Raw genomic sequence first — 23,530 nt, 5'->3', positions numbered from 1 at the left:
AAAAACCCACTTGCTATGTGCAAAGCCCTTTTCCTTGCCTTCTTACTTCTTCCTTTTCTGGCACAAAGCCAAGTCACCGACCACGAAGGCCGTACTTACAAAACCGTGAAAATCGGTAACCAAACTTGGATGGCAGAAAACCTGAATGTCACCAAATTCAGAAACGGAGAGGATATTCCTGTAGCTGAGTCGGAAGATGATTGGTTTTTGGCGACAATTGGTGAAATCCCAGCCTATGTGGATGTGGAGTTTGATTCTGAAAACGGGAAATTTTTCGGAAAACTTTACAATTATTATGCGGTAAGTGATCCAAGAGGAATTGCACCAGAGGGATGGAGAGTACCTACTGATGAAGATTGGAATCAACTGGCTGAGGCTTTGGGCGGGCCTGAAGCTGCCACTGCCAAACTCAAGAGTTCGGACGGCTGGGTGTTGGAAAATGAAAATGGGACCGACGAAAGTGGTTTTACAGGCTATGCTATTGGTATGATGGATGAAGAAGGATTTTTTGACATGCTAGGATTTGCGGCTTATTTCTGGAGCTCAACTGAAGATGGCGACTTTGTCCTCAACAGAAATCTAAGCGAAAATAAATATGCCTTCGAAGCTGCGCAAAGCAAAAAAGGCAATGGCCTTTCGCTGAGGCTGATCAAAATTGAGTAACTCCCTAAAGCAAAGAGCCTTTCCGATCTGGAAAGGCTCTTTGCTTTATTCATTCATAAGCTTTTCTAAAATCAGACTAGCCGCCTCAGATAATACCGTCCCAGGGCCAAAGACGGCTGCAACTCCCGCATCAAACAGGAACTCGTAATCCTTTTGAGGAATCACTCCCCCTGCCACCACCATAATATCGGGACGGCCCAACTCCTTCAAAGCCTGAATCAGTTGAGGGATCAAGGTCTTGTGTCCAGCGGCTAAGGAGGAAGCTCCAACGATGTGCACATCGTTTTCGATCGCCTGTTCGGCTACTTCCTGTGGAGTCTGAAAAAGTGGCCCGATATCCACGTCAAAGCCCAAATCCGCAAAACCCGTAGCAATGACTTTTGCTCCGCGATCATGACCATCCTGACCCATTTTTGCCACGAGAATGCGAGGCCTACGTCCTTCCATTTGGGCAAACCGATCCGATAGTTCTTGTGCTTTTTTAAACGATTCCTGATTTTTCACTTCTGCTGAATAGACTCCTGAGATGGATTTGGTTTGGGCTTTATGGCGTCCAAATGCCTTTTCCATCGCATCGGAGATTTCTCCTAAAGTAGCTCTTTTTCGTGCTGCCTCCACAGCCAGAGCGAGTAAATTGCCTGAACCGGTTTGGGCTGCATGCGTGATTTTTTCCAGGCAGGAGTCCACTTCCACTTGATTTCGGGAGGCTTTTACCTGATTGAGTCTGGCGATCTGAGCTTCCTTTACGGCCTGATTATCTACATCTCTAACCTCGATCTGAGAGGCTTCATCCACTTGATATCGGTTGACCCCGACGATGATGTCCTTTCCACTATCGATTCTTGCTTGCTTTTTGGCGGCAGCCTCCTCGATTCGCAGTTTTGGCAAGCCAGCCTCAATGGCTTTGGCCATTCCGCCCATTTCCTCCACTTCCTGGATCAAGGTCCAGGCTCTTTGCGCCAGCTGATCGGTCAGGTATTCGACGTAGTAAGAACCTCCCCAAGGGTCCACCACTTTCGTGATTTCAGTTTCCTCCTGGAGGACCAATTGGGTATTGCGGGCTATTCTGGCAGAGAAATCAGTCGGCAAAGCGATCGCCTCATCCAGAGAATTGGTATGCAAAGACTGTGTATGTCCCATCGCTGCGCCTAGGGCTTCAACGGCCGTTCGGGTCACGTTATTAAATGGATCTTGCTCAGTCAGGGACCAACCGGAGGTCTGACAGTGTGTTCGAAGGGCCAGAGATTTGGAGTCTTTTGGATTAAACTGCTTTACGATTTTGGACCAAAGCAATCGACCTGCCCGCATCTTGGCGATTTCCATGAAATAGTTCATACCGATCGCCCAGAAGAAAGACAATCTCGGCGCAAAGTCATCAATATCAAGCCCGGCCTTTATGCCAGTTCGGAGGTATTCCAGTCCATCGGCCAGCGTATAAGCCAATTCCAAATCCGCAGTCGCTCCTGCCTCCTGCATGTGGTAGCCGGAGATGGAAATGGAGTTGAACTTCGGCATGTGCTTCGAGGTAAATTCAAAAATATCCCCGATGATCCGCATGCTCGGTTGGGGCGGATAGATGTAGGTATTCCGCACCATGAATTCCTTCAAAATATCGTTTTGAATCGTCCCATTGAGCTGCTCAGGTTTTACTCCCTGCTCCTCAGCCGCGACGATGTAAAAAGCCAAAATCGGAATCACTGCCCCATTCATGGTCATGGATACAGACATTTCCTCCAGTGGAATCTGATCAAAAAGGATTTTCATGTCCTCCACCGTATCGATGGCTACACCGGCTTTACCCACATCACCCTGGACTCGTGGGTGATCCGAATCATATCCACGGTGAGTAGCCAAGTCAAAAGCAACGGAAAGCCCCTTCTGCCCGGATGCAAGATTTTTTCGGTAAAACGAATTCGACTCTTCCGCCGTGGAGAATCCCGCATATTGGCGGATCGTCCAGGGACGCTGCACATACATGGAGGCATAAGGACCTCTTAGGAAGGGAGGAATACCCGCAGAAAACCGAAGCTGATCAAGTTCCAAAATGGCTTTCGGATCAAACGAATCCGGTACTGCTATTTGCTCCGGAGATTCCCAGACTTGAGGGGATTTGGGGCTTTCGTTTTTTCTCAACCCAGACTTCCATTGATTTAGATTAGGTCTCATGGCTGATTCAGGGTATGAAGTTCGAAAAGGTAGACAGCCCGGCTTGGTTTAAGTTCGAAGGATTTTTCCTCAAACACCTCAAATTCTAGATTGTATTTTAGTTTTTCGGAAGCGGGATACTTATTGACCCCGATCTTGGAAATACGGGAATCGGCTACATCGTTTTGGATTGTTTGCCGGTGTACCCTTACCTGCCGATGGATTTCACCGGATTCCAAAGCGACTTGCCAGCCACCTTGGGATTCCAATTGCTGAAGTCCGGATTTAAATGTTTCAGTAGTTTTTTCGATCAATTTCCCTAAAAAATAAGAGCCTGCTGCAGGATCTTTAACCTTATCTAAATAGGCTTCTTCTTTTAAAATGGACGAGACGTTCCTTGCAATTCTTCGGTCTCTACTCGAGGCAGAATCTTCCTGAATCGGCTTTACCCAAATCAGGTTTGCTCCTCCCAGCACCGAGGCCATGGCCTCATAGGTTTGTCGGATCAGGTTGGTATGTGCATCCAAAATAGATTTGGACCAGGAGGAAGTTGAGCTTAACAGAACCAAATCCTCGGTCTGCACCTCCAACCCATACAAGCCCGCAAGTTCGGAAACCAAAATCCGCAATGACTTCAATCTGGCGATTTCCCCGAAATGAGCATCTCCTACTGAGGCTTCAATCATTATTTTGTGAAAAATCTGTGCGGGTTCCAATCCGATGCCATCTATGATCTCAATCAACTCGCCCAGCCCAAAAACTACCGCATCCAAAGGATTGCCGCCTGATTCGGAATACCGCGACGTGTTGATTGAAAAAGCCTTGAAATTGGGATATGGCTCCGCCATTTCGAAGAGCTCCTTTAATGTATCCAAGGCAATTCCATAGCTTTCATTATGATCAAAAACTAAATCGGAAGGAGTCCAAAGCAATCCTCCTGTAATCAAATCCGGAGAAGTTCCGGTAGAATCTACCCACTCAAAAAAGGACTTTAGAGCCATGACAGGGTTCCCCAAAGGTTTCACCAAGATCGAAATGTACTGAGGCAAAACACCTTTCAAAAGCTCTTCCAAATCCTCCATTCCATAAATGTGAAGTACCAATCCCTCGGCACCGTTGGAAAGTGCATTTATCACAAAATCATTTGTGTCATCAGGAAAAACAGTGATCAGATTTGACCAAATTCTGGGCGGCATTCCAGGAATTTCAGAATCGCGGTGAAATTTCAACTGGTTTTCCAGCTGTTTGGAGTCAATGTCTTCCGACGTATAGAATGCCTCCAGTTCAATTCTATCCCAAAGCTTGGATTGAAGTGTACTTGATAAATCTTTCCCCTTCAATTCCCTGGCTACCTGGTCCAGCCAGGCCTGCTTGGAGGAAGGTGAAAATTCACTGAAAAGGTCTCGGGTCATAAATGGGTTTAGTTCGGATTCCAATTAGGAATCAATCCAAAAATAAGGAAAGCCAAGGTATTTGTAAGTTGACAAGTCACCCTAAAATCCATCGAACACTAAGAAAAACTAATCCTTTGAAAATCAGACCACATCAATAATGAGAAGAATTTCAGTCATAAGTCAGGAGAAAATTTCAATAAAACAGCTGCTTATCCTTTAAAAATCGGATATCGGAATCCTACTCAAAATTTCCTCCTGTCACTTTCATAAATTGACCAAAATTTGACTTTTTCAAGCCGATTTTGATTTTTTATTTAAGTTAATTTTCCACAAATTTGACGCCCTTGCTATCGCCCGGGGATTACAGAATTTTCAGCAAAATTTTTCTAAATGAGTTTGGAAGCTAGCGCCGTATGGAATGAGTGTCTGCGTGTTATTGAACAACACGTAAACGAGCAGAGCTTTTCAACTTGGTTTAAGCCAATCAATCCGGTCAAACTGGAAGGCTCGAGCCTGACCATTCAGGTACCAAGCCAGTTCTTTTACGAATGGCTGGAAGATAACTATGTTCACGTGTTGAAATTGGCCATCAAAAGTACACTTGGGCCAAACGGTCGCTTGGAATATGCGGTAGTAGTAGACAAAGGCAATTCTTCCAATCAACCTTACGTAGTTTCTTATCCGCAGGGAAATGCTGCTGGAAAAAAACCAGTGTCGGCTCAGGCAGATGTGAGAACCCCTTTTGAAATGCAATCACTGGATGCAGATATGCTTACCCAAAGCAATCTGAATCCAAACTATACCTTCAGCACCTACATTGAAGGAGACTGTAACCGATTGGCACGTTCGGCAGGATTTGCAGTAGCCACCAAACCTGGAATTACCTCTTTCAACCCCTTGATGGTGTATGGAGGAGTTGGTTTGGGAAAGACCCACTTGGTGCAAGCCATCGGAAACGAAATCAAAAACGGCCCCGAAGATAAATTCGTACTTTACGTCTCATCGGAAAAGTTTGTGAATCAGTTCATGGATTCCATCAAGGATGGCAACGTGAAGAGCTTCACCAACTTTTACATGCAGGTTGATGTGCTGATTATCGACGACATCCAGTTTTTGGCCGGAAAAGACCGGACCCAGGAAATGTTTTTCCACATTTTCAATCACCTGCATCAGAATAAAAAGCAGATCATCATGACGTCAGACTGTCCTCCCCGAGATCTGAAAGGATTGGAGGAGCGGTTGCTTTCCCGATTCAAATGGGGACTGACTGCTGATTTGCAGATGCCGGATTTTGAGACTAGGGTTGCCATCATCCGAAGAAAAATGCAGTCTGAGGGAATTTTTATTCCCGACGATGTAGTAGAGTATTTAGCCTATACCGTGGATACCAACGTCCGTGAACTCGAAGGCATTCTGATTTCCCTGATCGCCCATGCTTCCTTAAACCGCGTTGAGATCAGTCTGGAATTGGCAAAAACAGTCATTAAAAACTTCATCAAAGACATTGAAACTGAAGTTGGGATTGACTTTATCCAAAAGTCGGTTTCTGAGTATTACGGTATTCATGCAGACGAACTGAAGGCTAAAACCCGCAAAAAAGAAATTGTAATAGCCAGACAAATGGCAATGTATTTTTCAAAAGAATTCACCAATCACTCGCTCAAGTCGATTGGGTATCACTTTGGTGGAAGGGACCACAGTACTGTAATTCATGCCGTACAAACTGTAAACGACATGATTGAGACTGATTCCAGCTTCCGAAATGCAGTCAATGAGCTGAAGAAGAAATTTAAGATGAGGTCTTATTGATTTGGAATCGGCTTAATCTCAAATTTCAAAGCTCGATTCTCTAATCCTTTTTTTCTACCACCTTACAATTCCTTTTAAATCTTCAGGGGAGAATTCCAATTCGGTATAGCCCATGGCATAAGGACCGATTTCGTAAGGAACATAAACCACCCAAAATTTTCCATCCTGAAATCCCATGGCATTTGCCAAGAAAAACCCAGTTTCTGGAAGGAAAAACCGACCATCATCGGCAATACTTACTCCTTCCGCCACTTGGTGAAATTCACGGAATTTCTTTTCCACCTGCTCACGAAGTTTTTCTTCATCCAAAATCAAGCGATCTGTATTAAGATAGTCTCCCGTCTGAGGATCAAAATTCATGAAAGACTTACCATGATTGGGATGCGCACCGCCCAAAAAACTCATCCAGTTAAATCGTATACTCAAGGTGCTGTCGGACTGATAGGTGACATCTCCTTCCACCTCAATCTCCCATCCCCCATGGGAATCTGGAAACTCACTTTTAAATGATTTAAAGTTTCTGAAGTAATTCTTTTTAGCCGAATCGAGTGGCAAAACTTCTTCACCAGTCTGAACCAAAGACTCGAGTTTTTCCCGAATAAGTTGATTCATTTTTCTTGCCTGTTCCCCACCTTCGGCCACAGGCCAGGTGAGTCTAAGTGTGGCACAACTTTCACCAATACAGGTTTTTTCCTGAAGGGAATCCAACTTGAAGGTGAGCTCAGGAATTTCCGGGATTTCCTCTTTTTTGCTTCCGCAGGAAATCCAAACCAAAATCAGCAACCCGTAAAAAAATCTCATAGCCATCAATTTTTAGAAAGGAACAGTTGGATCAAAGTTTTGGCCAATGTGCCTGGGTTGAGTTCACCTGAACGAACTTGTGGTTTTTCTTTGGTCAGTAGTTCACTCACTTGGGAATTTTTAAAAAAAGCCTGTCCCAATAATTCATGGATTTGATCATCCAACCAGCTGAGCCGTTGTTGTGCCCTGTTAGTCTCCCAAAATCCGTTTCCTTTCATTTTTTCTTCATATTCCCGGATCAGTTCCCAGACATATTCCAATCCCAGGCCTGTGGTAGAGGAGGCCAAAAGGACTTTTGGATTCCAGCTTTTCTCCGACTCCTGCCCGAGATGCAGTGCATTTTGGTAGCTCGATTTGGCCTTTTGGGCCAATTCCAGATTACTTCCGTCAGCCTTGTGAATGACCAAGGCATCGGCCATTTCCATAATGCCTTTTTTGATTCCCTGAAGCTCATCTCCGGCACCGGCAAGCATAAGCAAAAGAAAAAAATCCACCATGTTTTTCACAGCGGTTTCACTTTGACCTACTCCCACTGTCTCCACCAAAATCACATCAAAACCTGCTGCTTCGCACAGCAACATGGCTTCCCGGGTTTTCCCACTTACGCCGCCCAATGTAGTACCGGATGGACTTGGCCGGATAAAAGCCCGCTTGTCTGAAGCTAGATTTTCCATTCGGGTCTTATCCCCAAGGATACTTCCCCGAGTAAGTTGGCTACTGGGATCGATGGCTAGAACTGCCACTTTTTTTCCGCGATCTAAGAGCATCTTGCCAAAAGCCTCTATGAAGGTACTTTTTCCAACACCTGGGACACCGGTAATTCCTATCCGGATCGATTGGCCAGTTTTGGAAATTAATGACTGAACCAAATCAGAAGCCAATTCCTGGTCTGATTCCAAGGTGCTTTCCACCAAGGTAATCGCCTGACTTAGAATCGCACGGTTTCCCGAAAGGATCCCCTGCTGGTAGGCTTTCAGATCAAGTCGCTTTTTCATGGGATGGTGTTTGAAAACCGGCCTTCTCCCATCGGAGTTTTTTCGAATTTGGCTACCAAATACGATTGATATTTCTCCGGGAAATAGGGTTCTTGAGGAGATAAGTCGACTTTTTCTTTCAGGTCGGGGGAAAAGAAAAACACCAAAGTCCTCCCGTATTTGGTATGCGGCTGGGATTCGGCAAAATTCCTCATCCAATCCGAATTGGGGTCTATGGCTCGAATCGCATAGATCCGTACCACCGGACCGGTGTTGTTTTCATTCCGATAAAAGCCAAGTTCTTCGTATTTGCCTTCGAATTGCTCCAACCCAGGCTGGGAAAGACTGGAACTTAGTATCTGATAAATCACGATCAGGACCACAGCTCCGATCAAATAGAAAATGAGTTTGTTCCTTTTCAAAAACTTTAGCGGGTTTACAGGGTTTAGACCTTAATTTAGCCCAAAATTCTGACAATGGGTTTCGAGTACATCAAGTCGCTCCACATCATTTTCGTAGTCACCTGGTTTGCAGGACTTTTTTACATTGTCCGGCTTTTTATCTACCAAACCGAAGCTTTACAAAAACCCGCGCCTGAACGCAGTATCCTCAAACCTCAGCTGGATCTGATGTCCAGCCGTCTTTGGTACATCATCACCTGGCCTTCAGCACTATTAACCCTGCTATTCGGCACTTGGGTGTTAACTTATCGGTGGGGTTATATGGAACAGGGATTTATGCACGCCAAGTTAGGGTTTGTGTTTTTGCTGTATGTCTACCACGGTTTTTGTCACGTCCTGTTCAAAGAATTGCAGGCAGGAAAAGCCCGCTGGACCTCAACTCAACTCAGGATTTGGAACGAAGCTTCCACAATTTTGCTTTTTGCTATAGTGTTCCTGATCGTACTGAAAAACACCCTGAGCATGGTTTGGGGAGTGTTGGCATTGATCGGATTGGCTATTTTGCTGATGCTCGGAATCCAGCTTTACAAAAAATACAGAATCAAAAAAGAACAATGAAAATCTCTTCCATACTATTCGGTTCACTTTTACTGGTGATGGCAGTCGCCTGCAAACCAGCAAGTGATAACGTTGCAGCACCTACAGAGTTGCCCATATTGGGTGAGCGATATGTGGATGACAACCAAGATACCGTGTATCACAAAATCGCGGATTTCGCCTTTATCAACCAACTGGGAGATACTGTCACACAGGCAGACATGATGGGAAAAGTGTATGTCGCAGATTTCTTTTTCACGACTTGCCCAACGATCTGTCCGGTGATGAAAAAGGAAATGCTACGGGTTTTTGAAAAATATCAGTCCAATCCAAATTTCAAAATCCTGAGCCATTCCATTGACCCAACCCATGATACCCAGGAAGTATTAAAGGATTATGCTGAAAAACTGGGCATTGAAGACGCTTCTACTTGGAATTTTCTCACTGGTGACCAGGAGAAAATCTTTGAAATGGGGCAAACCAGCTACCTGACCACGGCCATGTCTGATCAGGCTGAGCCCGGTGGATTTTTGCATAGCGGAGCATTTCTTTTGATCGATCAGGAGGGCAGAATTCGGGGTGTGTATGACGGAACCAAATCGGACCAAGTAGACCGCTTGATTTCAGATATCCCGAAAATCCTTAAACCATGAGGAAACAGGTGATTTTTTCGGGTTTGATTTTAGCTTTTTCCTGCGCACCCAAACCCAGCAACGAAGAAAATACCCTTGCTCAAATCACTGATCCGGAAGTGATGAAATATGCGGTTTCAGGAAAAATTCTTTACGAAAACTATTGTGGCAACTGTCACCAGCCAGACGGGAAAGGCTTGGGTAAACTCATCCCGCCACTTCGGGATTCTGACTATTTTAAAGAAAGTGTTCACCGGACGGTTTGGATCATCCGGCATGGCCAAGTAGGTGAAATCACCGTAAACGGTGAAAAATACAATCAGGAAATGCCCGCAAATCCGAATCTTAAACCTTTGGATATCTCGCAGATCACTACCTATCTGTACAACATTTGGGATTTGAAAGAAGGCGTGATCACTGCTTCGGAAGTCGAAGACTACCTCAAAACCAGACCAGAGAATTACTGAATTTTCAGCAGGGAATCGGCTTTTGAAAGTGCAGTTTTCATGTTTTTATTTACTTCCATCACCAGGATCAACTGCTCATCGAGGTAGGCTTTGATCTCTTCAGGAGTCTGATCACCGTCCTCAGTTTCATACTGCCGCATCCAGACAAACATTCCTTCATAGGCTTTGTCAAGGTCTAGTGCCAGGTTTTTTAATGCCTCAATCTGAACAGAATCCACAGAATCCATCGCGGAAAGTTCTTCTACTTTTTGAAGCGCACTTTTTTCCAGTGATTTTAATTGCCCCATTTTAGGCATCACCTCATCGTGGACAGCAATTATTTCAGCTCTCTTTTTCGTATTCTCCTCCACCTGTCCAGAGCCACAGGACTGAAAAATCAACAACAAACCAAAAATTAAACTAATACGAGCTAATTTCATTTATTCTAAATTTTGCTAGCCAAAGGTACAATTTTTTCTTGCTTAAATTAAAGTTTTAAATCAAAAATCGATCGCAACAAAATTATGCTTTTAGATTGTTAATTTTGAATCCTAATTGCTCTCGACATGAAACCATTTTGCTTTGCTGACGGAAAAATCATCCCAACTGAATCAGCTACCATTCATCCGATGGATTTGGGATTGATCCGTGGATATGGAATTTTCGACTTTTTCCGTACCGTTAATTATCAGCCTCTTTTTCTCGAACATTACCTGGACCGCTTTATCACTTCGGCGGAGAGGACCTATCTTCCACTTCCTTACACTCGCCAGCAACTTAGAGACATCATTGTTGAACTTATTGAAAAAAATGACCTGGAAAATGGGGGTCTGCGAATGGTTTTGAGTGGTGGGGTCTCAGAAAATCACTTTTCACCATCAGAAGGCAAGCTGTTCATTTTCGCCGAACCCTTAGTATTTCCATCTGAGGAAAAATACCAGCAAGGAATCAAATTACTCACTTTGGAATATGTAAGGCCGATTGCAGACATTAAAACTACCAATTACACCTTGCCGGTTTGGCACAGTGTCAATTGGAAAAGACTGGGTGCGGAAGACGTTCTTTATCATTGGAACGGTTGGGTAAGTGAAAGTTCAAGAAGTAACTTTTTTATGGTAAAGGACGGAGTACTCCATACGCCAGACCAGCATATTCTATTGGGTATAACCAGAAAACACATTCTCCAAGTAGCAGGACAAGTGGTGATCCGACCAATTTCGCTTGAAGAAGTATGGGAGGCTGACGAGGCATTTATCAGCAGCACGACAAAAGTCCTTCTTCCAGTGACCCAATTGGATGAGCGAAAAATAGGTAATGGAAAACCCGGAACAGTGACGATGGGAATTCTCGAAAAATTCAGGGAATTGGAAAAAGAGACTGTGGCTTAAGCCAAAAAAAGCTCCCTTGGGAGCTTTTTTTTATTCAATGATCAGTTGTCCTTCTTTAAGGATATACATCAGCTTCTCTGGATCTTTTGCGTTCAAAGTCAATTTACCGCGGACTTTTACACGCTTGGAGGTGTATTTAATGGGATTGGTAAGCATCACTTCCATGACGGTCTCAGGTCCACCCGAACCGCAGAAAAAGCACTCAGCCAATGGCAGGCTGGAAAGAATAATGTGATTAGGCTTAAACATTCCCTCAAAAGGAATGATATACCCCTCAGCCTCCACCACTTTACCTTCCAACTTTTTGATATTTTCGGAGAATACAGGAACATACAACTCCCCAAACTGATCTTCACTGATTTTATAGGATACTTCTGTTAGTGTTTTCCATGTCCCTTGAGCTTTTGCTTCAAGTCCGAAAAAACCAACTATCAAACCCGCTACCAGTAATATACTCCACTTCTTCATAGTCAATTTTCGATTAGGGTCGCTAATTAAGCCTTTGTCAGCTGCTTTGCAATACTTGTTTGATAAGCAGACCAAGCCGGAATGATGGAGGCCACCACTCCCACTCCTAACGCATAAGCTACAATCCAAAGTTCTTGTTTTAGAAATATCCATGGCTGGATGGAGGAGACTATGTTTTGCTCACTGACACCTACCAACAGCCACAGGAAAGAATGCCCCAGCCCAATTCCAAGTACGGCTCCAACAAAAGTCAGCATCAATCCTTCCAAAAAAATCAAAGTTAAAAGCTGCATCCTGGATGCTCCAATTGCTCTCAGAATGGCCAGATCATATTTCCGTTCTTTCAGCGAATTGTATAGCGCGATGAAAATCCCTAATCCTGCCACCAAAATCAGAACTATCGCCAATCCCTGAAGCAAACTAATCCCCACTCCCAATAATTCGAACAGTCGGGACATTTCAAAAGAGGGTGAGGCCGCCTGCATGGAGGTTCCTGAATTGATCATTCTGGGCAACTGAATAGCAGCCATGGGATTTCTGAATTGCAAAAGTACCGTGGTGACTTCTCGCTCCTGATCAGAAATGGGAAAACCGGTCTTGGCAACTGGCAAGTGGAATTTAGCTTCATGATCAGTTTCTCCCAGTGCAGTGGTATCAGCTTGGTGATCTATTGTTGGCTCCTTACTTGCCAGTGAATCTATCGAGGTTTCTTCCGGTGCTGATTCCCCTTCATCATGGGTGTACCAAACGGACTCAATGCTGGTCAGGATCAATCGGTCCACCACATTTCCACGTGGGGAAAGTATCCCGGAGACCACAAAATTATGCAAGTCGTGATCGTGACTTCCCACGCTGATTCCGTGGCTGGAAGTAAACTCATCGCCGAGTTTCAGACCGGACTTTGCGGCGACTTCAGATCCGATCACCACTTCAAATGGAACAGCCCATGGGTTACCTGAAGTAAAACTTACTCCATAAAGCTCCAGATAATCGTGATTGGTCCCTACGATCCGATAGCCTTGGAAATTATCTCCCAAGGCCAATGGAATAACTTTTTTCACCAATCTGTTTTTGGAGAGACGTTGGGCCTCTTCCATTTTGATGTTTCCAGTTGGAAAATCGATGTGATAAACCGAGGAAAGGATCAGTTGCAATGGACTTCCTTTTGCACCTACTACCAAATCTATTCCGGCAGCATCCTGATTCATTTTCTTCTCAAACTGATCCTGAATCAATAGCAAAACCGTGATGATTGCCAGACCCAAAGCCAACAAGAAGACATTCAGTCCTGTGGAAAGTGGCCGGAAAGTCAAATATTTCCAGCCGATCTTAAAAAGATTCATGCGCTTTTGACTTCGATATAGTTGGAAACTTGATTTTTAACCCGATGATCATGGGTGACGATGACTAATGCAGCACCGATTTTAGCGGCCTGTACTTTCAGTAATTGGATGACATTTTCGGTGTTTTCATCATCGAGGCTGGAAGTAGGTTCATCAGCCAATATCAGTTTTGGACTGTTGGCCAAAGCCCTAGCAATAGAAACACGCTGCGCTTCTCCTTCACTCAAGGTTAGTACCGAAGACTTCGCTTTATGATGAATCCCTAATTCGGTGAGGAGCTGATCGATATCCTGACCTTTCTTTTTGCTGAAAAAATGGACCAGTTCGAGATTTTGTCGGACAGGAAGTGCCGCAACTAAGTGGGGCTTTTGAAAGACGATTCCGATGTTTTTACCTCGGAACATATCCAGCTTTTGGCCTTGTAGTGAGGTAAGTTTCACCCCGTCAAGAATTACTTCTCCCTGGATCGGAGCCAATAGCCCTGCCAAAATATTGAGCAGGGTAGTCTTACCACTTCCTGACTTTCCCAAAATCAGCAAAGCCTCACCGGCGTCCAACTTCACATCCGGAAAAGTCATAACCTTCTGACCGGAGTGGGCATATTTTAATGAATTCGCTTCCAGAAGCATAAGTTATTTCACAGGAATTGTAACATGGAAGGTGGTCCCTTTACCAGCTTCACTTTCAAAGGTAATTTCACCGTGGAGAACTTCGAGGCATTTTTTAACAATGGAAAGACCGAGGCCTGAGCCTTCTATGATTCCAACATTTCCAGCACGGAAAAACCGGTCAAAAAGTTTGTTCTGCTCTGCTTTCGGGATTCCAATCCCCTTGTCAACAATCACTGCTTTTAGTTGATTGTCTTCAATTTTAAGGCTAAAATCAACCTGTTTACCTTCTTTGGAATATTTCACTGCATTGGAAAGCAGATTTTCAAGAACCTGATAAATTAATTCAGGATCTGAGGTAATGGTCTTAGGCAATTCTCCTATTTCGGACTTGATGGTGACTTCATTATCAATCCCAGCCTTTACGGTATCCAGAAGTTCTTTGACGAATGCAGCTGTGAAAATCTTTTTCGGCTTGAACTCCAATTTATTTTCATCTGCTTTTCCAAAAAACAATACGCTCGTCAGCAGATTATTCAAAGCCCGAACGGAATGCTCTATTTTGGAAGAATGCTTTGCAATTTTTTGTTTGAACGGATGGTCCTTTTCGGCGTAGAGCTGGAGAAGTTGGGCAGAACTGAGGATGGAAGTGAGGGGAGTTTTGAATCCGTGGGAGACATTGAGCACGATTCTGGACTTCAACTCATTGATTTCGCGTTCTTTTTCCAGTGCTTTTATCAACTCCTTGTTTGCTTCGTAAAGCTCAGCCGTACGCTGCTTTACTTTTTCCTCAAGCTCGTTGTTCAGTTTTTGGAGTTCCTTTTCTTTCCGGTCTTTGAAAATAGCCAACTCAATCACCATGTTCAGTTCACGGATATTGAAAGGCTTGATGACATAGGCGCTTGGATTAGTTCCTACTACTTTATTCAAGGTCTCTGCATCCGAACTTGCACTGAGGTATACCACTGGGATATCATACTTTTCATTGATGATTTCGGTGGTTTTTATCCCATCCAGTTCACCGGCCAAATTGATGTCCATCATGACGATATCTGCCAGATTTTCCTCCAGAATGTCGAGTGCCTTTTCGCCGGTATCTGCGATTCCGATGATTTGGTGAGCATTTTTTTCCAAAGCCCGCTGAAGTAAAAGTGCGGAAACAGAATCGTCCTCTACGATGAGGATTTTCAAAGTAAACATGTGCCGGATAAGGTATGGGTGGTGTTCTGGTGTTGAAAATACAAAAATTAAGCTTTAGGCAATGGGATTTCTACCAAGACTCTGGTACCTGAGTTTTTAGCACTCCAAACCTGGATTTTTCCACCCATGAGTTGCACCAAATTTCGGGTGATACTAAGTCCCAGTCCTGTTCCTTCAAACAACCGATCATTCCCTTTACTTTCCTGCTCAAACGGAACAAACATCTTATTTTGAAAATCTAAAGACATGCCTACTCCGGTATCCGTTACTTCCAGCAATAAAAGATCACCCTCCCGGGCAGCTGTAATTTTCACTTCTCCTTGTTCGGTGTATTTGATCGCATTGCTAACCAGATTGTTCAGGATCATTTCCAAAAAGCGTTGGTCAATTTTCGCCCTAAATCTGGGACTGAGGAAATCGAAGCTAAGATCCAAGCCTTTTCTTTTTGCCGAAGCACTCAAGGGTCGAATTACCGTTTCCAAATAGTCTTTCACATCTGTATCCGAATAAACCACCGGCATCTTATTCGCCTCGATTTTTGCCAAATCCAGCAAAGAAGTAATGGTGCTCAGGAGCCTCTCCCCACTTTGCAGAATGATATCCAACTGGGAAACCAACTCCTCATCTTCCCGCCGATTCATCATAATGTGTTCCGCTCCGCCGATAATTCCATTTAATGGGGTTCTGATCTCATGGCTGATATTGGAAAGTAAACTGGTTTTAAACCTGTTGGCTTGTTCAGCTTTCTCCTTTGCTTCCTTAAGTTTGTTTTCTACTGATTTTTGGGCTGAAATATCCTTGAAAACAGAAAGAACCAAGCCCTTATTTTCAAAATCCTGGTCTACCATTACAGAAAAGACCTCCATTTCCAACATTCCGGTTTTCCAGTTGATAGGAGTCTCGATAGAAACACCCTGTCCCGGGGTTTTTCTGACTCTTTTCAAAAGTACGTCCAGATAAAACTCCTGAAAGTCTTCCTCCTGGAAGAGTACCGACAGTGGCTGATTTTCCAATGCCTCGACCGTAGTGTTCATCATTTGGGCAAATGCAGGATTCACTGTTAGGATTTTTTCTCCCTCCAAGGTCAGCAACATCCCGTCTTGGGAGCTAATCCAGACATTTTTGAACTGCTGTTCCGCCACCACCTTTCCTTTGTTTTCTTTTGCAACAGCGGATTGAAGGATTCCCAAATTCTGAAGCTGTCTGAAAAACACATTTATCAAAATCCCCAAGCCCACCAGAAACAGGACTGCAAAAATCAGAAACCAAGGCTGCAGGTAAAAAGGGGACATCACCTCAAACTGGGGGGAGGTGACTGTATCCGAAAAATTCTCCCCATCATAGGAAGCTTTCATCTCAAACTGATATTCCCCTGCAGGTAGGTTACTGAAAAATAATTGGTTGGAACCTGGGTTTTTCACCACAACCCATTCTGTATCCTCAGACTCCTTGATCCGATAATGAATCCAAAGGCTTTTGGATTCATTGAATCCTGTGGCTAAAAACTCTACTTCCATCGAGTTTTTGGAATAGTTGATTTTGGGATTTTCAACACCGAGGATTTCCTCATCACCCAATTTCACTGAACTCAAAAACACCTTGGGAGTCCCATCAGCGTAGAAGTCTTCCTCAGCAAAGTAAATCGAAAGTCCCTTTTGGGTGCCGATCATGATTCTTCCTGAAGTAACCTGAACCAAAGCTCCGCGGTTGATCTCATCCCCCACCAAGCCGTTGGTTTCGTTGAAGTGACGAACCTTCTCTTTTCCAAGTACAAAAACTCCGTCGTCCGTACCAGCCCAGATATTATTTTCCTTATCTCTCAATAAGGCAAAAACTGCATTGGAAATAGATCTACCCCCGTAGATGTAGAATCCTTGGTATCCCTCCCGATAGATCTTCAACCCGTATTCTGTTCCGAATAACACACTTCCATCTGGGAGTTCTAAAAAATCATAGCCTTCGGCAAGCAGGTATCGGGGAGTTTCCACGATGGGATATTGATTCTCCAGACGGCTTGCCCTCAAAACTACGATTTTGCCGTTTTTCAATTTTCCCGCTTTTCGAAAGAAGGCAGGGATACCCTGAAGGTGAGATTCAACCTCAGAAGTAAGATCTTTTGAAAAAAACTGCGCTCCTTTTGAATTCAGTGGAGCAATGAAAATCTTTTTTGAAGAAGTGACCAAAAGACTATCTCCTACTACCTGGACGGATGAGACATTGACATCCTTGGGAGCTGGGGTAAGGGATACTTTTTCATTCTTAGGATTAAAAAATCCGATCCCAGCCCAATTGGCTGAAAACCAGACTCCACCTTGATCATCCATTGAAAAATTGATGATACGTTGATTGGGCAGTCCTTTGGCATTGGGATCACGGTAGATAGTCTTGATGCCCGTCTGGCTGAACTTCTGAATCCCGTTGTTGAAGCCAAAAAGGAAAGATCCATCCCCCAAATCAGCAATAGCAGTTAGCTCCTCTCCCAAAAATTCCGTGACTTCCAGCCCGTAATTTTGAAATATCTGACTGTTGTTGTTGGCTAATCCTCGACTGCTTCCTACCCAAAGAATACCTTCCCGGTCAATAAAAGTGGTCTGAAGGTAAATGGTGTTGAAAAAGTCGGTCAAGTTTATCAAAACCGTCCCATTTCGGGAAGGATTATACTTCATTAAGTGCGAATTGAAGTGATAAAAGACATTTTCTCCGGAAAAGACGAGTGAAAAATAGTCAGCTTCCACATACGCTGTCGTAGAAAAACCCTGACTGACAATTTCAGTGGGAAACTCTGCCTGAGGGCCTTTGGCTAAGTAATTATTTCCTAAAAAATAATAGTCCCCTGAGTTTGGGGATTTTTTCACCAGTAACGGTGGTGAGGGCAATGGAATTCCCCGAAAAGCATAAGGCCTCAATTCTCCCTTTTCTAACTTAAATGCCTTGAGTTTGAAGTTGAGCAGGATCTGATTTCCAAATTGAAGGACGGAAACCAAGTGGCCAGTCTGAAGATTCTTCCTGGAAATCAGTTTTTTCTCTGTTTCCCCTTCTTTCCAAGAATACAGCTCGGCTCCGGTATCCATGAAAAAGATTTTTTCAGGAGACTTACCTACTGCGAAAAGATTGATTCGCCCGGAAAAGTGATTTTTGGCTTCTTCGGGAAAAGTAACCTCTTCCCAGCCATTTCTCAATACCTTAAAAACAGTGGGATTTCCATTGGCATTGTACAACCACATCACCCCATCCTCATCTTTTAAAAATGAAATTCGGTAATTGAATCGCCTGACAAGCGTATCCGGCAATTCATAGGTTTGGATTCCGTCTGAATACACTACCCCCCTTGAAGTCGAAAACCACATTCTTCCCAAGGTATCCTGCTCAATCTCCAGGATATTCTGAACTGGAAGCTTGATTCCCTTAGGTTGGGGATTGAATTTGAAACTTTGGGCAAAAAGCAAACTTTCAGACCCCAAAAGCCCGAAAATCAAAATTACCGCCTGAAAGTATCGCCTCAGCATGGGACGAAAATAGGAAAAGATTCCACTCACCAAATTCCCGGGAGAATGTTCACCTTTTCTTTTGTGAGCGGGTGGTTTCTTTTATTTTTGTGCCAAACTTTAAAAATCGAAGCATGAGTGTACTAGTCAATAAAAATTCCAAGGTGATCGTTCAAGGATTCACCGGGTCTGAGGGCTCTTTTCACGCACAGCAAATGATCGAATACGGCACCAACGTAGTAGGTGGCGTAACTCCTGGAAAAGGTGGAACGACTCATTTGGAAAAACCTGTTTTTAATTCCGTAGAAGAAGCCGTTCAGAAGACTGGTGCAGATGTTTCTATCATCTTCGTACCACCTGCATTTGCTGCGGATGCCATTATGGAAGCTGCCGACGCAGGAATCAAAGTGATCATCACGATTACTGAAGGCATTCCAGTGGCGGACATGATGAAAGCTAAGCCTTACATCAAAGAGAGAGGATGCGTTTTGATTGGCCCAAATTGCCCGGGTGTAATCACTCCAGGCGAAGCAAAAGTAGGCATCATGCCTGGCTTCGTATTTAGGTCCGGTAGAATCGGTATTGTCTCCAAGTCAGGAACTCTTACCTATGAAGCAGCGGATCAGGTTGCAAAAGCCGGAATGGGCGTATCTACTGCCATCGGTATCGGCGGTGACCCTATCATCGGAACTTCAACCAAGCAAGCGGTGGAAATGCTGATGAACGATCCTGAAACTGACGCAATCGTCATGATCGGTGAGATCGGTGGTAACTATGAGGCTGAAGCTGCCCGCTGGATCAGAGAAACGGGCAACAGAAAACCTGTCGTTGGATTCATCGCTGGACAGACTGCCCCTGCAGGACGTAGAATGGGCCATGCCGGCGCGATCATCGGAGGTGCTGATGATACTGCTGCCGCCAAAATGCGCATCATGAGAGAAAACGGAATCCATGTGGTAGATTCTCCTGCTGAAATCGGAGTTACCATGGCAAAAGCTCTGGGTGTTCATGCCTAATTCCTTCCTATTGAGAGAAAGTCAAGAATACTAAACCTTTCCAAACCGCTCCGGATGAAAATTCAGAGCGGTTTTTTATTGGCTAATCAGGAAACCCCCTCACTTTTTGTAATTTCAATTTATGCACACTCCCGGCACTTTTGTTTCTGACCAGTTTTACTCCAAAAAAGTAAAAGACCTCCAAATCCGCCGGCTAAGATTGGTTGGTCATCATACTCCAGTTCATGAATGCGCTGCACTGATGGCCAAAGAACAAGTCAGTTGTATTTTTATCGGTAACTCAGCACAGGAAATTGCAGGATATATAACCGACATCACCCTACGGGATCGACTTTTGGCAGTAAGACTTCCTTTGGACATTCCTGTCTCTCAAATCATGGAGTTCGACATGGTTTCCATTTCCCCGGAAGCAACCTTGGTAGAGGCTCTAGTCTTAATGTTTCAGACCAAGGCCAGATACCTTCTGGTGAAAAATCAGGAGGAATACCTGGGCTGGATCAGCCGAACCAAAGTACTCACTGAACAAAGCCAAGGACCGTTTATGTTTATCCAATCGGTCAAGGAGGCCCGACAAATTCCCGAGCTCCAGGAAAAATGGAGGCGAATGCCTGAGATCATCCATTTGCTGATCAGTCGTGGGATGAAAGCCGGGATCGTTAACCAAATCATCACCACCATAGCCGACACGATTACACAACGGGTCATAGAGCGTGTGATGAAGGAAATAGGTCCGGCCCCTGCCAAATTTGTCTTCTTTGTGATGGGAAGCGAAGGACGGGGAGAACTGACCTTAAAAACGGATCAGGACAATGCCATCATCTATGAGGACAAAGCCAATGAACATCGGGAAGAAGTCAGGGCGTACTTTCTTGATTTTGCAACCCGAGTTTCCACGGCTTTAGACCAAATAGGGATTGTTTTTTGTGAAGGAGAGCTCATGGCCATGAACCCCAAGTGGACCCATTCTCTTTCACACTGGAAGAGAAACTATGATAGTTGGATTTCAGATGCCTCCCAGGAAACCGCTATGAATTATGCGACTTTCTTTGACTGTAGGGCGATTTTTGGAGAAGTCAGCCTATTGGAGGAACTCAAGGATTACATGGGTATTTTACTTGAAAAAGCCTCTGAGCGTTTTTTCATCAACCTCGGACACAACGCCTTGCAATACGAACCTCCCCTGACTTTTTTCCGAAAGATTAAAACTGAAGAAATCGACGGTGAAAAACAGTTGAACCTCAAGAAGACCATGCGGCCCATAGTGGACTTGGCTCGGGTTTATGCATTAAAACATAAAATTTTCGAAACCAACACCAGTTCACGGCTTGAAGCTTTGAGAGAAATCGGAGTTTTTACGGCAAAGGAATGCCAGGAATTGGTTCATGCATTTGATTACCTGATGGGATTGAGGCTCGAAAATCAATCGCTTTCTATCTTGGATCGAAAGCTCAAACCAAAAAATTACCTAAAAATTAAAGACCTTACCAAGGTGCAGCAGGTTACGCTAATTGAGATATTTAAAGTTATCGAAGAATTCCAGTCAAGAATCAAATTATCCTTTACCCGAAGTCTATAAATTCGGTGTTAATGAAATACTTTTTTAAATTTTTTATAAAAGTTGTTTTTTATTTACCGAAAGTTTTTAATTTTGTCTGAGCAAAGAAATTGAATAGCTTCATATCTAAAACCAATAATAATTTGGTAAATTGGAATTGAATAATTTTTTATTTGGACTGAATCCTATTTAATGCTTCATAATATTTGGAAATCAAAATTGAACAAAAAATAAATCTTACACACCCTAACCTGTCTCATCAGTATGCTCAGTAAGTATCCCCTCTCCGAAGTAGAAAAAGCATTTCTTGCTGAATCCGGAGTAGAAAAAATCTCGACCCTGATCCCTTACCTCACTGTGGACAATTTCCCAAAAATGGGTTTACTAACTGCCTGCCGCTTTTTAGAGTGGGCAGCAGCGAATCCAGAGGGAGTAATCAGTTTGCCAACCGGTAAAACACCGGAATTTTTTATCAAATGGACCCAATACTTGCTGGAAAACTGGGACAGCAAAAAAGGCAAAGAAATCCGTGAAAAATACGGTCTTGGAAATACCAAAAAGCCTGTATTGAAAGACTTGACGTTCGTACAAATCGACGAATTCTACCCGATTTCTGCCAAGCAGCACAACAGCTTTTACGATTACGTCAACAAATTCTACATCAATGGCTTCGGACTTTCCAAAGAAAAAGCAATTCTGATCAATTCGGATGAGATTCCTTTGGCGAATGGGTTCCATTTCAGCCAGGTTTTTCCTGACCTGAAAGTGGATCTCTCGCTCCGCTTCCGTGATCCAATCAACGATCTTGAAAAACTCCAGCAGCAATCTATCTACATGATCGATCAATGGTGCGGAGAATATGAGCAGAAAATCCGCGACAAAGGCGGCATCGGATTCTTCCTGGGAGGAATCGGACCGGATGGTCACATTGCCTTCAACACCCGAGGCTCACACATTTTCTCAGTGACCCGATTGACTGAAACCAACTTTGAAACCCAAGCTGTAGCAGCAGGTGACTTAGGGGGAATTGAAGTTTCTGCCAACCGGCTGGTAATTACGATCGGGTTGGACACCATCGTATATAATCCTGAGGCTGTCGGAATCATCATTGCAGCAGGTGAAGCAAAAGCGGGTATCGTGAAGGACTCCCTGGAGACCAAAATGAACAACGTTTACCCAGCAACTGTCCTTCAAAAACTGAAAAACGGCCGATTCTACCTGACTAAAGGGGCAGCGGTAAAGCTCACCGACTCCATGGACGCATACTACCAAAAAGGCGAATGGACTTGGGAAAAAACAGAAAGAGCGGTCATCGATCTTTGTAAAAAACTGAATAAATACGGGCACCGTGTCAAAATCGAAGACCTAAAAGCCGATAAATACACCAAACTGATTCCAGGGCTTTCAGAAGACACCGTCAATCAGGTCATGAAAAGCATCGAGGCAAAGCTTGCAAAAGGCCTCGAGCAGGAACGAAATGAAGTAGTCCTTCATACAGGACCTCACCATGATGATATTTCGCTGGGTATCCTTCCACATATCACCAACCAACTTCACGAGCCCAGCAACGAAGCACACTTCTCAGTATTGACTTCAGGTTTTACCGCGGTGACCAACACGTTTGTGATTGATACCCTTCAGCACACCAAAAAACTGCTGGACGAAGGCAAAATCCAAATGGTCAATTTCGAAGACTTCTTCGAAGTGGGATATAGTCTAAAAACAGACAAGGATGTCTACCACTTCCTCACCAATGTGGCTTCCGAAAATCCAGACGCCCGGAAACGGGGACTTTGCCATCGGGTCGTTAGAGCCTTGGTGATTGTCTATGGAGTGAAGAATAAAACCCAACTCCGTGAAACGATCAACGATGTAATCAGCATTTTGAAAAACTCCTACGACGGAGAGAAAAACCCAGCTAAAATCCAGAAGCTGAAAGGAATGATCCGGGAGTTTGAGGAAGAACTGGTATGGGCGCACTTTGGAGTACAGGTGAAAAACGTACATCACCTCAGACTGGGCTTCTACACTGGAGATATTTTCACGGAGCAGCCTGACAAAAAACGTGACGTGGAACCGATCGTGGAAATGTTCAGGAAAATCAAACCAACCAAGATAAGTTTGACCCTCGATCCGGAAGGCTCAGGCCCTGATACCCATTACAAGGTACTTCAGGCCACTGCAGAAGCGGTTCGTCAGTGGAGTGAGGAGCATGACACCAGCAAGTTGAGAATCATCGGTTATCGAAATGTATGGTTCAAGTTTGAGCCGCATGAAGCCAATGTGATCGTTCCGGTATCATTGGGAGACATGTCCGTGATGGAAGATTCTTTTGCCAATTGCTACCTCAGCCAGGTAAACGCCTCCTTCCCAAGCTACTCCCATAACGGCAAGTTCAGCACTGTCGCCAAGCGGACTTGGGTAGGCCAGCTGAATGACATCCAGCTTTTGTTGGGTAAAAATTACTTCTACCTGCACGAGCGGGCCAAAGTCAGAGCCAGCCATGGCCTGATTTTCTTCCGGGACATGAATGTGGAAGAGTTTTTGGCGACGGCTCGAGAGCTTGAAAAATCCATCGAAGGGATGCTTTAATTCCAAAATAAGA

General features: G+C 44.2%; 20 protein-coding genes. 9 read left to right on the top strand and 11 right to left on the bottom strand.

From position 1 onward, the window contains the following. Nucleotides 1-15 precede the first annotated feature (15 nt). Nucleotides 16-663 carry a fibrobacter succinogenes major paralogous domain-containing protein gene (locus tag D0X99_RS05190; RefSeq protein WP_119476588.1) on the top strand — a complete coding sequence of 216 codons (648 nt, stop codon included), beginning with the start codon at nt 16-18 and terminating at the stop codon, nt 661-663. Between the two features lie 45 nt (nt 664-708). Here the strand turns inward: D0X99_RS05190 and scpA are convergent, their stop codons facing one another. Together scpA and D0X99_RS05180 are read right to left on the bottom strand one after the other, a co-directional pair. After that, nucleotides 709-2,829, bottom strand: a complete 2,121-nt coding sequence (scpA, locus tag D0X99_RS05185) for a methylmalonyl-CoA mutase (protein ID WP_119476587.1) — start codon at nt 2,827-2,829, stop codon at nt 709-711. Beyond that, nucleotides 2,826-4,220: a methylmalonyl-CoA mutase family protein gene (locus D0X99_RS05180; protein ID WP_119476586.1), complete on the bottom strand. Its 1,395-nt coding sequence runs from the start codon at nt 4,218-4,220 to the stop codon at nt 2,826-2,828. The genes scpA and D0X99_RS05180 overlap by 4 nt, the downstream gene beginning before the upstream one ends. Nucleotides 4,221-4,592: 372 nt before the next feature. On the opposite strand from D0X99_RS05180, the gene dnaA reads away from it, so the two are divergent. After that, nucleotides 4,593-6,011: a chromosomal replication initiator protein DnaA gene (gene dnaA, locus D0X99_RS05175; RefSeq protein WP_119476585.1), complete on the top strand. Its 1,419-nt coding sequence runs from the start codon at nt 4,593-4,595 to the stop codon at nt 6,009-6,011. Nucleotides 6,012-6,065: 54 nt separating this feature from the next. Here the strand turns inward: dnaA and D0X99_RS05170 are convergent, their stop codons facing one another. The 3 genes from D0X99_RS05170 to D0X99_RS05160 are packed head-to-tail and all read right to left on the bottom strand — an operon-like array spanning nt 6,066 to nt 8,208. Next, nucleotides 6,066-6,812 (bottom strand): DUF3298 and DUF4163 domain-containing protein, encoded by a 747-nt coding sequence (locus D0X99_RS05170; RefSeq protein ID WP_158587675.1) that lies wholly within the window; start codon nt 6,810-6,812, stop codon nt 6,066-6,068. 5 nt (nt 6,813-6,817) lie between these two features. Then, on the bottom strand, nt 6,818-7,807 hold the full coding sequence (gene meaB / locus D0X99_RS05165; protein ID WP_119476583.1) for a methylmalonyl Co-A mutase-associated GTPase MeaB: 990 nt from the start codon (nt 7,805-7,807) through the stop codon (nt 6,818-6,820). Then, nucleotides 7,804-8,208 (bottom strand): hypothetical protein, encoded by a 405-nt coding sequence (locus tag D0X99_RS05160; protein WP_119476582.1) that lies wholly within the window; start codon nt 8,206-8,208, stop codon nt 7,804-7,806. The genes meaB and D0X99_RS05160 overlap by 4 nt, the downstream gene beginning before the upstream one ends. Before the next feature lie 54 nt (nt 8,209-8,262). Between D0X99_RS05160 and D0X99_RS05155 the strand changes: the two genes are divergently transcribed. From D0X99_RS05155 to D0X99_RS05145, 3 genes are read left to right on the top strand one after another with little or no spacing between them, the layout of a single operon-like run. Continuing rightward, on the top strand, nt 8,263-8,805 hold the full coding sequence (locus D0X99_RS05155) for a CopD family protein (protein ID WP_119476581.1): 543 nt from the start codon (nt 8,263-8,265) through the stop codon (nt 8,803-8,805). After that, nucleotides 8,802-9,437, top strand: coding sequence for an SCO family protein (locus D0X99_RS05150; protein WP_119476580.1), 636 nt, complete (start codon nt 8,802-8,804; stop codon nt 9,435-9,437). Before D0X99_RS05155 ends, D0X99_RS05150 begins: the two co-directional genes overlap by 4 nt. Further along, the gene (locus D0X99_RS05145) at nt 9,434-9,883 is read left to right on the top strand and encodes a c-type cytochrome (protein ID WP_119476579.1); all 450 of its coding nucleotides are present in this window, start codon (nt 9,434-9,436) and stop codon (nt 9,881-9,883) included. The genes D0X99_RS05150 and D0X99_RS05145 overlap by 4 nt, the downstream gene beginning before the upstream one ends. On the opposite strand, the gene D0X99_RS05140 is transcribed toward D0X99_RS05145, so the two are convergent. Further along, nucleotides 9,877-10,302 (bottom strand): hypothetical protein, encoded by a 426-nt coding sequence (locus D0X99_RS05140; RefSeq protein WP_119476578.1) that lies wholly within the window; start codon nt 10,300-10,302, stop codon nt 9,877-9,879. The two genes, D0X99_RS05145 and D0X99_RS05140, sit on opposite strands and share 7 nt — an antisense overlap. A gap of 126 nt (nt 10,303-10,428) precedes the next feature. Here D0X99_RS05140 and D0X99_RS05135 point away from each other — a divergent pair, with 126 nt between their 5' ends. After that, a complete protein-coding gene (locus tag D0X99_RS05135) occupies nt 10,429-11,250 on the top strand; it encodes an aminotransferase class IV (RefSeq protein WP_119476577.1) in 822 nt (273 codons plus the stop codon). A 30-nt stretch (nt 11,251-11,280) separates the two neighbouring features. Here D0X99_RS05135 and D0X99_RS05130 read toward each other — a convergent pair whose 3' ends face one another. Genes D0X99_RS05130 through D0X99_RS05110 form a run of 5 tightly spaced genes read right to left on the bottom strand, consistent with a single transcriptional unit; the run spans nt 11,281 to nt 18,375 of the window. Beyond that, nucleotides 11,281-11,718, bottom strand: coding sequence for a hypothetical protein (locus D0X99_RS05130; protein ID WP_119476576.1), 438 nt, complete (start codon nt 11,716-11,718; stop codon nt 11,281-11,283). 26 nt (nt 11,719-11,744) lie between these two features. Continuing rightward, nucleotides 11,745-13,061 carry an ABC transporter permease gene (locus D0X99_RS05125; protein ID WP_119476575.1) on the bottom strand — a complete coding sequence of 439 codons (1,317 nt, stop codon included), beginning with the start codon at nt 13,059-13,061 and terminating at the stop codon, nt 11,745-11,747. Continuing rightward, a complete protein-coding gene (locus tag D0X99_RS05120; protein WP_119476574.1) occupies nt 13,058-13,690 on the bottom strand; it encodes an ABC transporter ATP-binding protein in 633 nt (210 codons plus the stop codon). Before D0X99_RS05120 ends, D0X99_RS05125 begins: the two co-directional genes overlap by 4 nt. Before the next feature lie 3 nt (nt 13,691-13,693). Beyond that, complete coding sequence (locus D0X99_RS05115; protein ID WP_119476573.1) at nt 13,694-14,869, bottom strand: hybrid sensor histidine kinase/response regulator; 1,176 nt, start codon at nt 14,867-14,869, stop codon at nt 13,694-13,696. A gap of 47 nt (nt 14,870-14,916) precedes the next feature. Beyond that, the gene (locus D0X99_RS05110) at nt 14,917-18,375 is read right to left on the bottom strand and encodes an ATP-binding protein (RefSeq protein WP_119476572.1); all 3,459 of its coding nucleotides are present in this window, start codon (nt 18,373-18,375) and stop codon (nt 14,917-14,919) included. Between the two features lie 113 nt (nt 18,376-18,488). Between D0X99_RS05110 and sucD the strand changes: the two genes are divergently transcribed. From sucD to D0X99_RS05095, 3 genes are all read left to right on the top strand, one after another. Next, complete coding sequence (gene sucD, locus D0X99_RS05105) at nt 18,489-19,370, top strand: succinate--CoA ligase subunit alpha (protein ID WP_119476571.1); 882 nt, start codon at nt 18,489-18,491, stop codon at nt 19,368-19,370. Nucleotides 19,371-19,491: 121 nt separating this feature from the next. Beyond that, nucleotides 19,492-20,946: a DUF294 nucleotidyltransferase-like domain-containing protein gene (locus tag D0X99_RS05100; RefSeq protein ID WP_119476570.1), complete on the top strand. Its 1,455-nt coding sequence runs from the start codon at nt 19,492-19,494 to the stop codon at nt 20,944-20,946. A 243-nt stretch (nt 20,947-21,189) separates the two neighbouring features. Then, nucleotides 21,190-23,517: a PIG-L family deacetylase gene (locus tag D0X99_RS05095; RefSeq protein WP_119476569.1), complete on the top strand. Its 2,328-nt coding sequence runs from the start codon at nt 21,190-21,192 to the stop codon at nt 23,515-23,517. Nucleotides 23,518-23,530 lie beyond the last annotated feature (13 nt).

Origin of the sequence: Algoriphagus lacus (assembly GCF_003583985.1) — a bacterium.
GTDB classification, from domain to species: Bacteria; Bacteroidota; Bacteroidia; order Cytophagales; family Cyclobacteriaceae; genus Algoriphagus; species Algoriphagus lacus.
This window is presented reverse-complemented; position numbering and strand designations above follow the sequence as displayed.

Bases quoted from the DNA above. Each gene is read 5' to 3' on its own strand.
- D0X99_RS05170 (WP_158587675.1), bottom strand. From the start codon at position 6,812: ATGAGATTTTTTTACGGGTTGCTGATTTTGGTTTGGATTTCCTGCGGA.
- dnaA (WP_119476585.1), top strand. From the start codon at position 4,593: ATGAGTTTGGAAGCTAGCGCCGTATGGAATGAGTGTCTGCGTGTTATT.
- D0X99_RS05100 (WP_119476570.1), top strand. From the start codon at position 19,492: ATGCACACTCCCGGCACTTTTGTTTCTGACCAGTTTTACTCCAAAAAA.
- D0X99_RS05125 (WP_119476575.1), bottom strand. From the start codon at position 13,061: ATGAATCTTTTTAAGATCGGCTGGAAATATTTGACTTTCCGGCCACTT.
- D0X99_RS05190 (WP_119476588.1), top strand. From the start codon at position 16: ATGTGCAAAGCCCTTTTCCTTGCCTTCTTACTTCTTCCTTTTCTGGCA.
- D0X99_RS05095 (WP_119476569.1), top strand. From the start codon at position 21,190: ATGCTCAGTAAGTATCCCCTCTCCGAAGTAGAAAAAGCATTTCTTGCT.
- D0X99_RS05120 (WP_119476574.1), bottom strand. From the start codon at position 13,690: ATGCTTCTGGAAGCGAATTCATTAAAATATGCCCACTCCGGTCAGAAG.
- D0X99_RS05155 (WP_119476581.1), top strand. From the start codon at position 8,263: ATGGGTTTCGAGTACATCAAGTCGCTCCACATCATTTTCGTAGTCACC.
- D0X99_RS05140 (WP_119476578.1), bottom strand. From the start codon at position 10,302: ATGAAATTAGCTCGTATTAGTTTAATTTTTGGTTTGTTGTTGATTTTT.
- D0X99_RS05145 (WP_119476579.1), top strand. From the start codon at position 9,434: ATGAGGAAACAGGTGATTTTTTCGGGTTTGATTTTAGCTTTTTCCTGC.
- D0X99_RS05130 (WP_119476576.1), bottom strand. From the start codon at position 11,718: ATGAAGAAGTGGAGTATATTACTGGTAGCGGGTTTGATAGTTGGTTTT.
- scpA (WP_119476587.1), bottom strand. From the start codon at position 2,829: ATGAGACCTAATCTAAATCAATGGAAGTCTGGGTTGAGAAAAAACGAA.
- D0X99_RS05115 (WP_119476573.1), bottom strand. From the start codon at position 14,869: ATGTTTACTTTGAAAATCCTCATCGTAGAGGACGATTCTGTTTCCGCA.
- D0X99_RS05180 (WP_119476586.1), bottom strand. From the start codon at position 4,220: ATGACCCGAGACCTTTTCAGTGAATTTTCACCTTCCTCCAAGCAGGCC.
- meaB (WP_119476583.1), bottom strand. From the start codon at position 7,807: ATGAAAAAGCGACTTGATCTGAAAGCCTACCAGCAGGGGATCCTTTCG.
- D0X99_RS05150 (WP_119476580.1), top strand. From the start codon at position 8,802: ATGAAAATCTCTTCCATACTATTCGGTTCACTTTTACTGGTGATGGCA.
- D0X99_RS05135 (WP_119476577.1), top strand. From the start codon at position 10,429: ATGAAACCATTTTGCTTTGCTGACGGAAAAATCATCCCAACTGAATCA.
- D0X99_RS05110 (WP_119476572.1), bottom strand. From the start codon at position 18,375: ATGCTGAGGCGATACTTTCAGGCGGTAATTTTGATTTTCGGGCTTTTG.
- sucD (WP_119476571.1), top strand. From the start codon at position 18,489: ATGAGTGTACTAGTCAATAAAAATTCCAAGGTGATCGTTCAAGGATTC.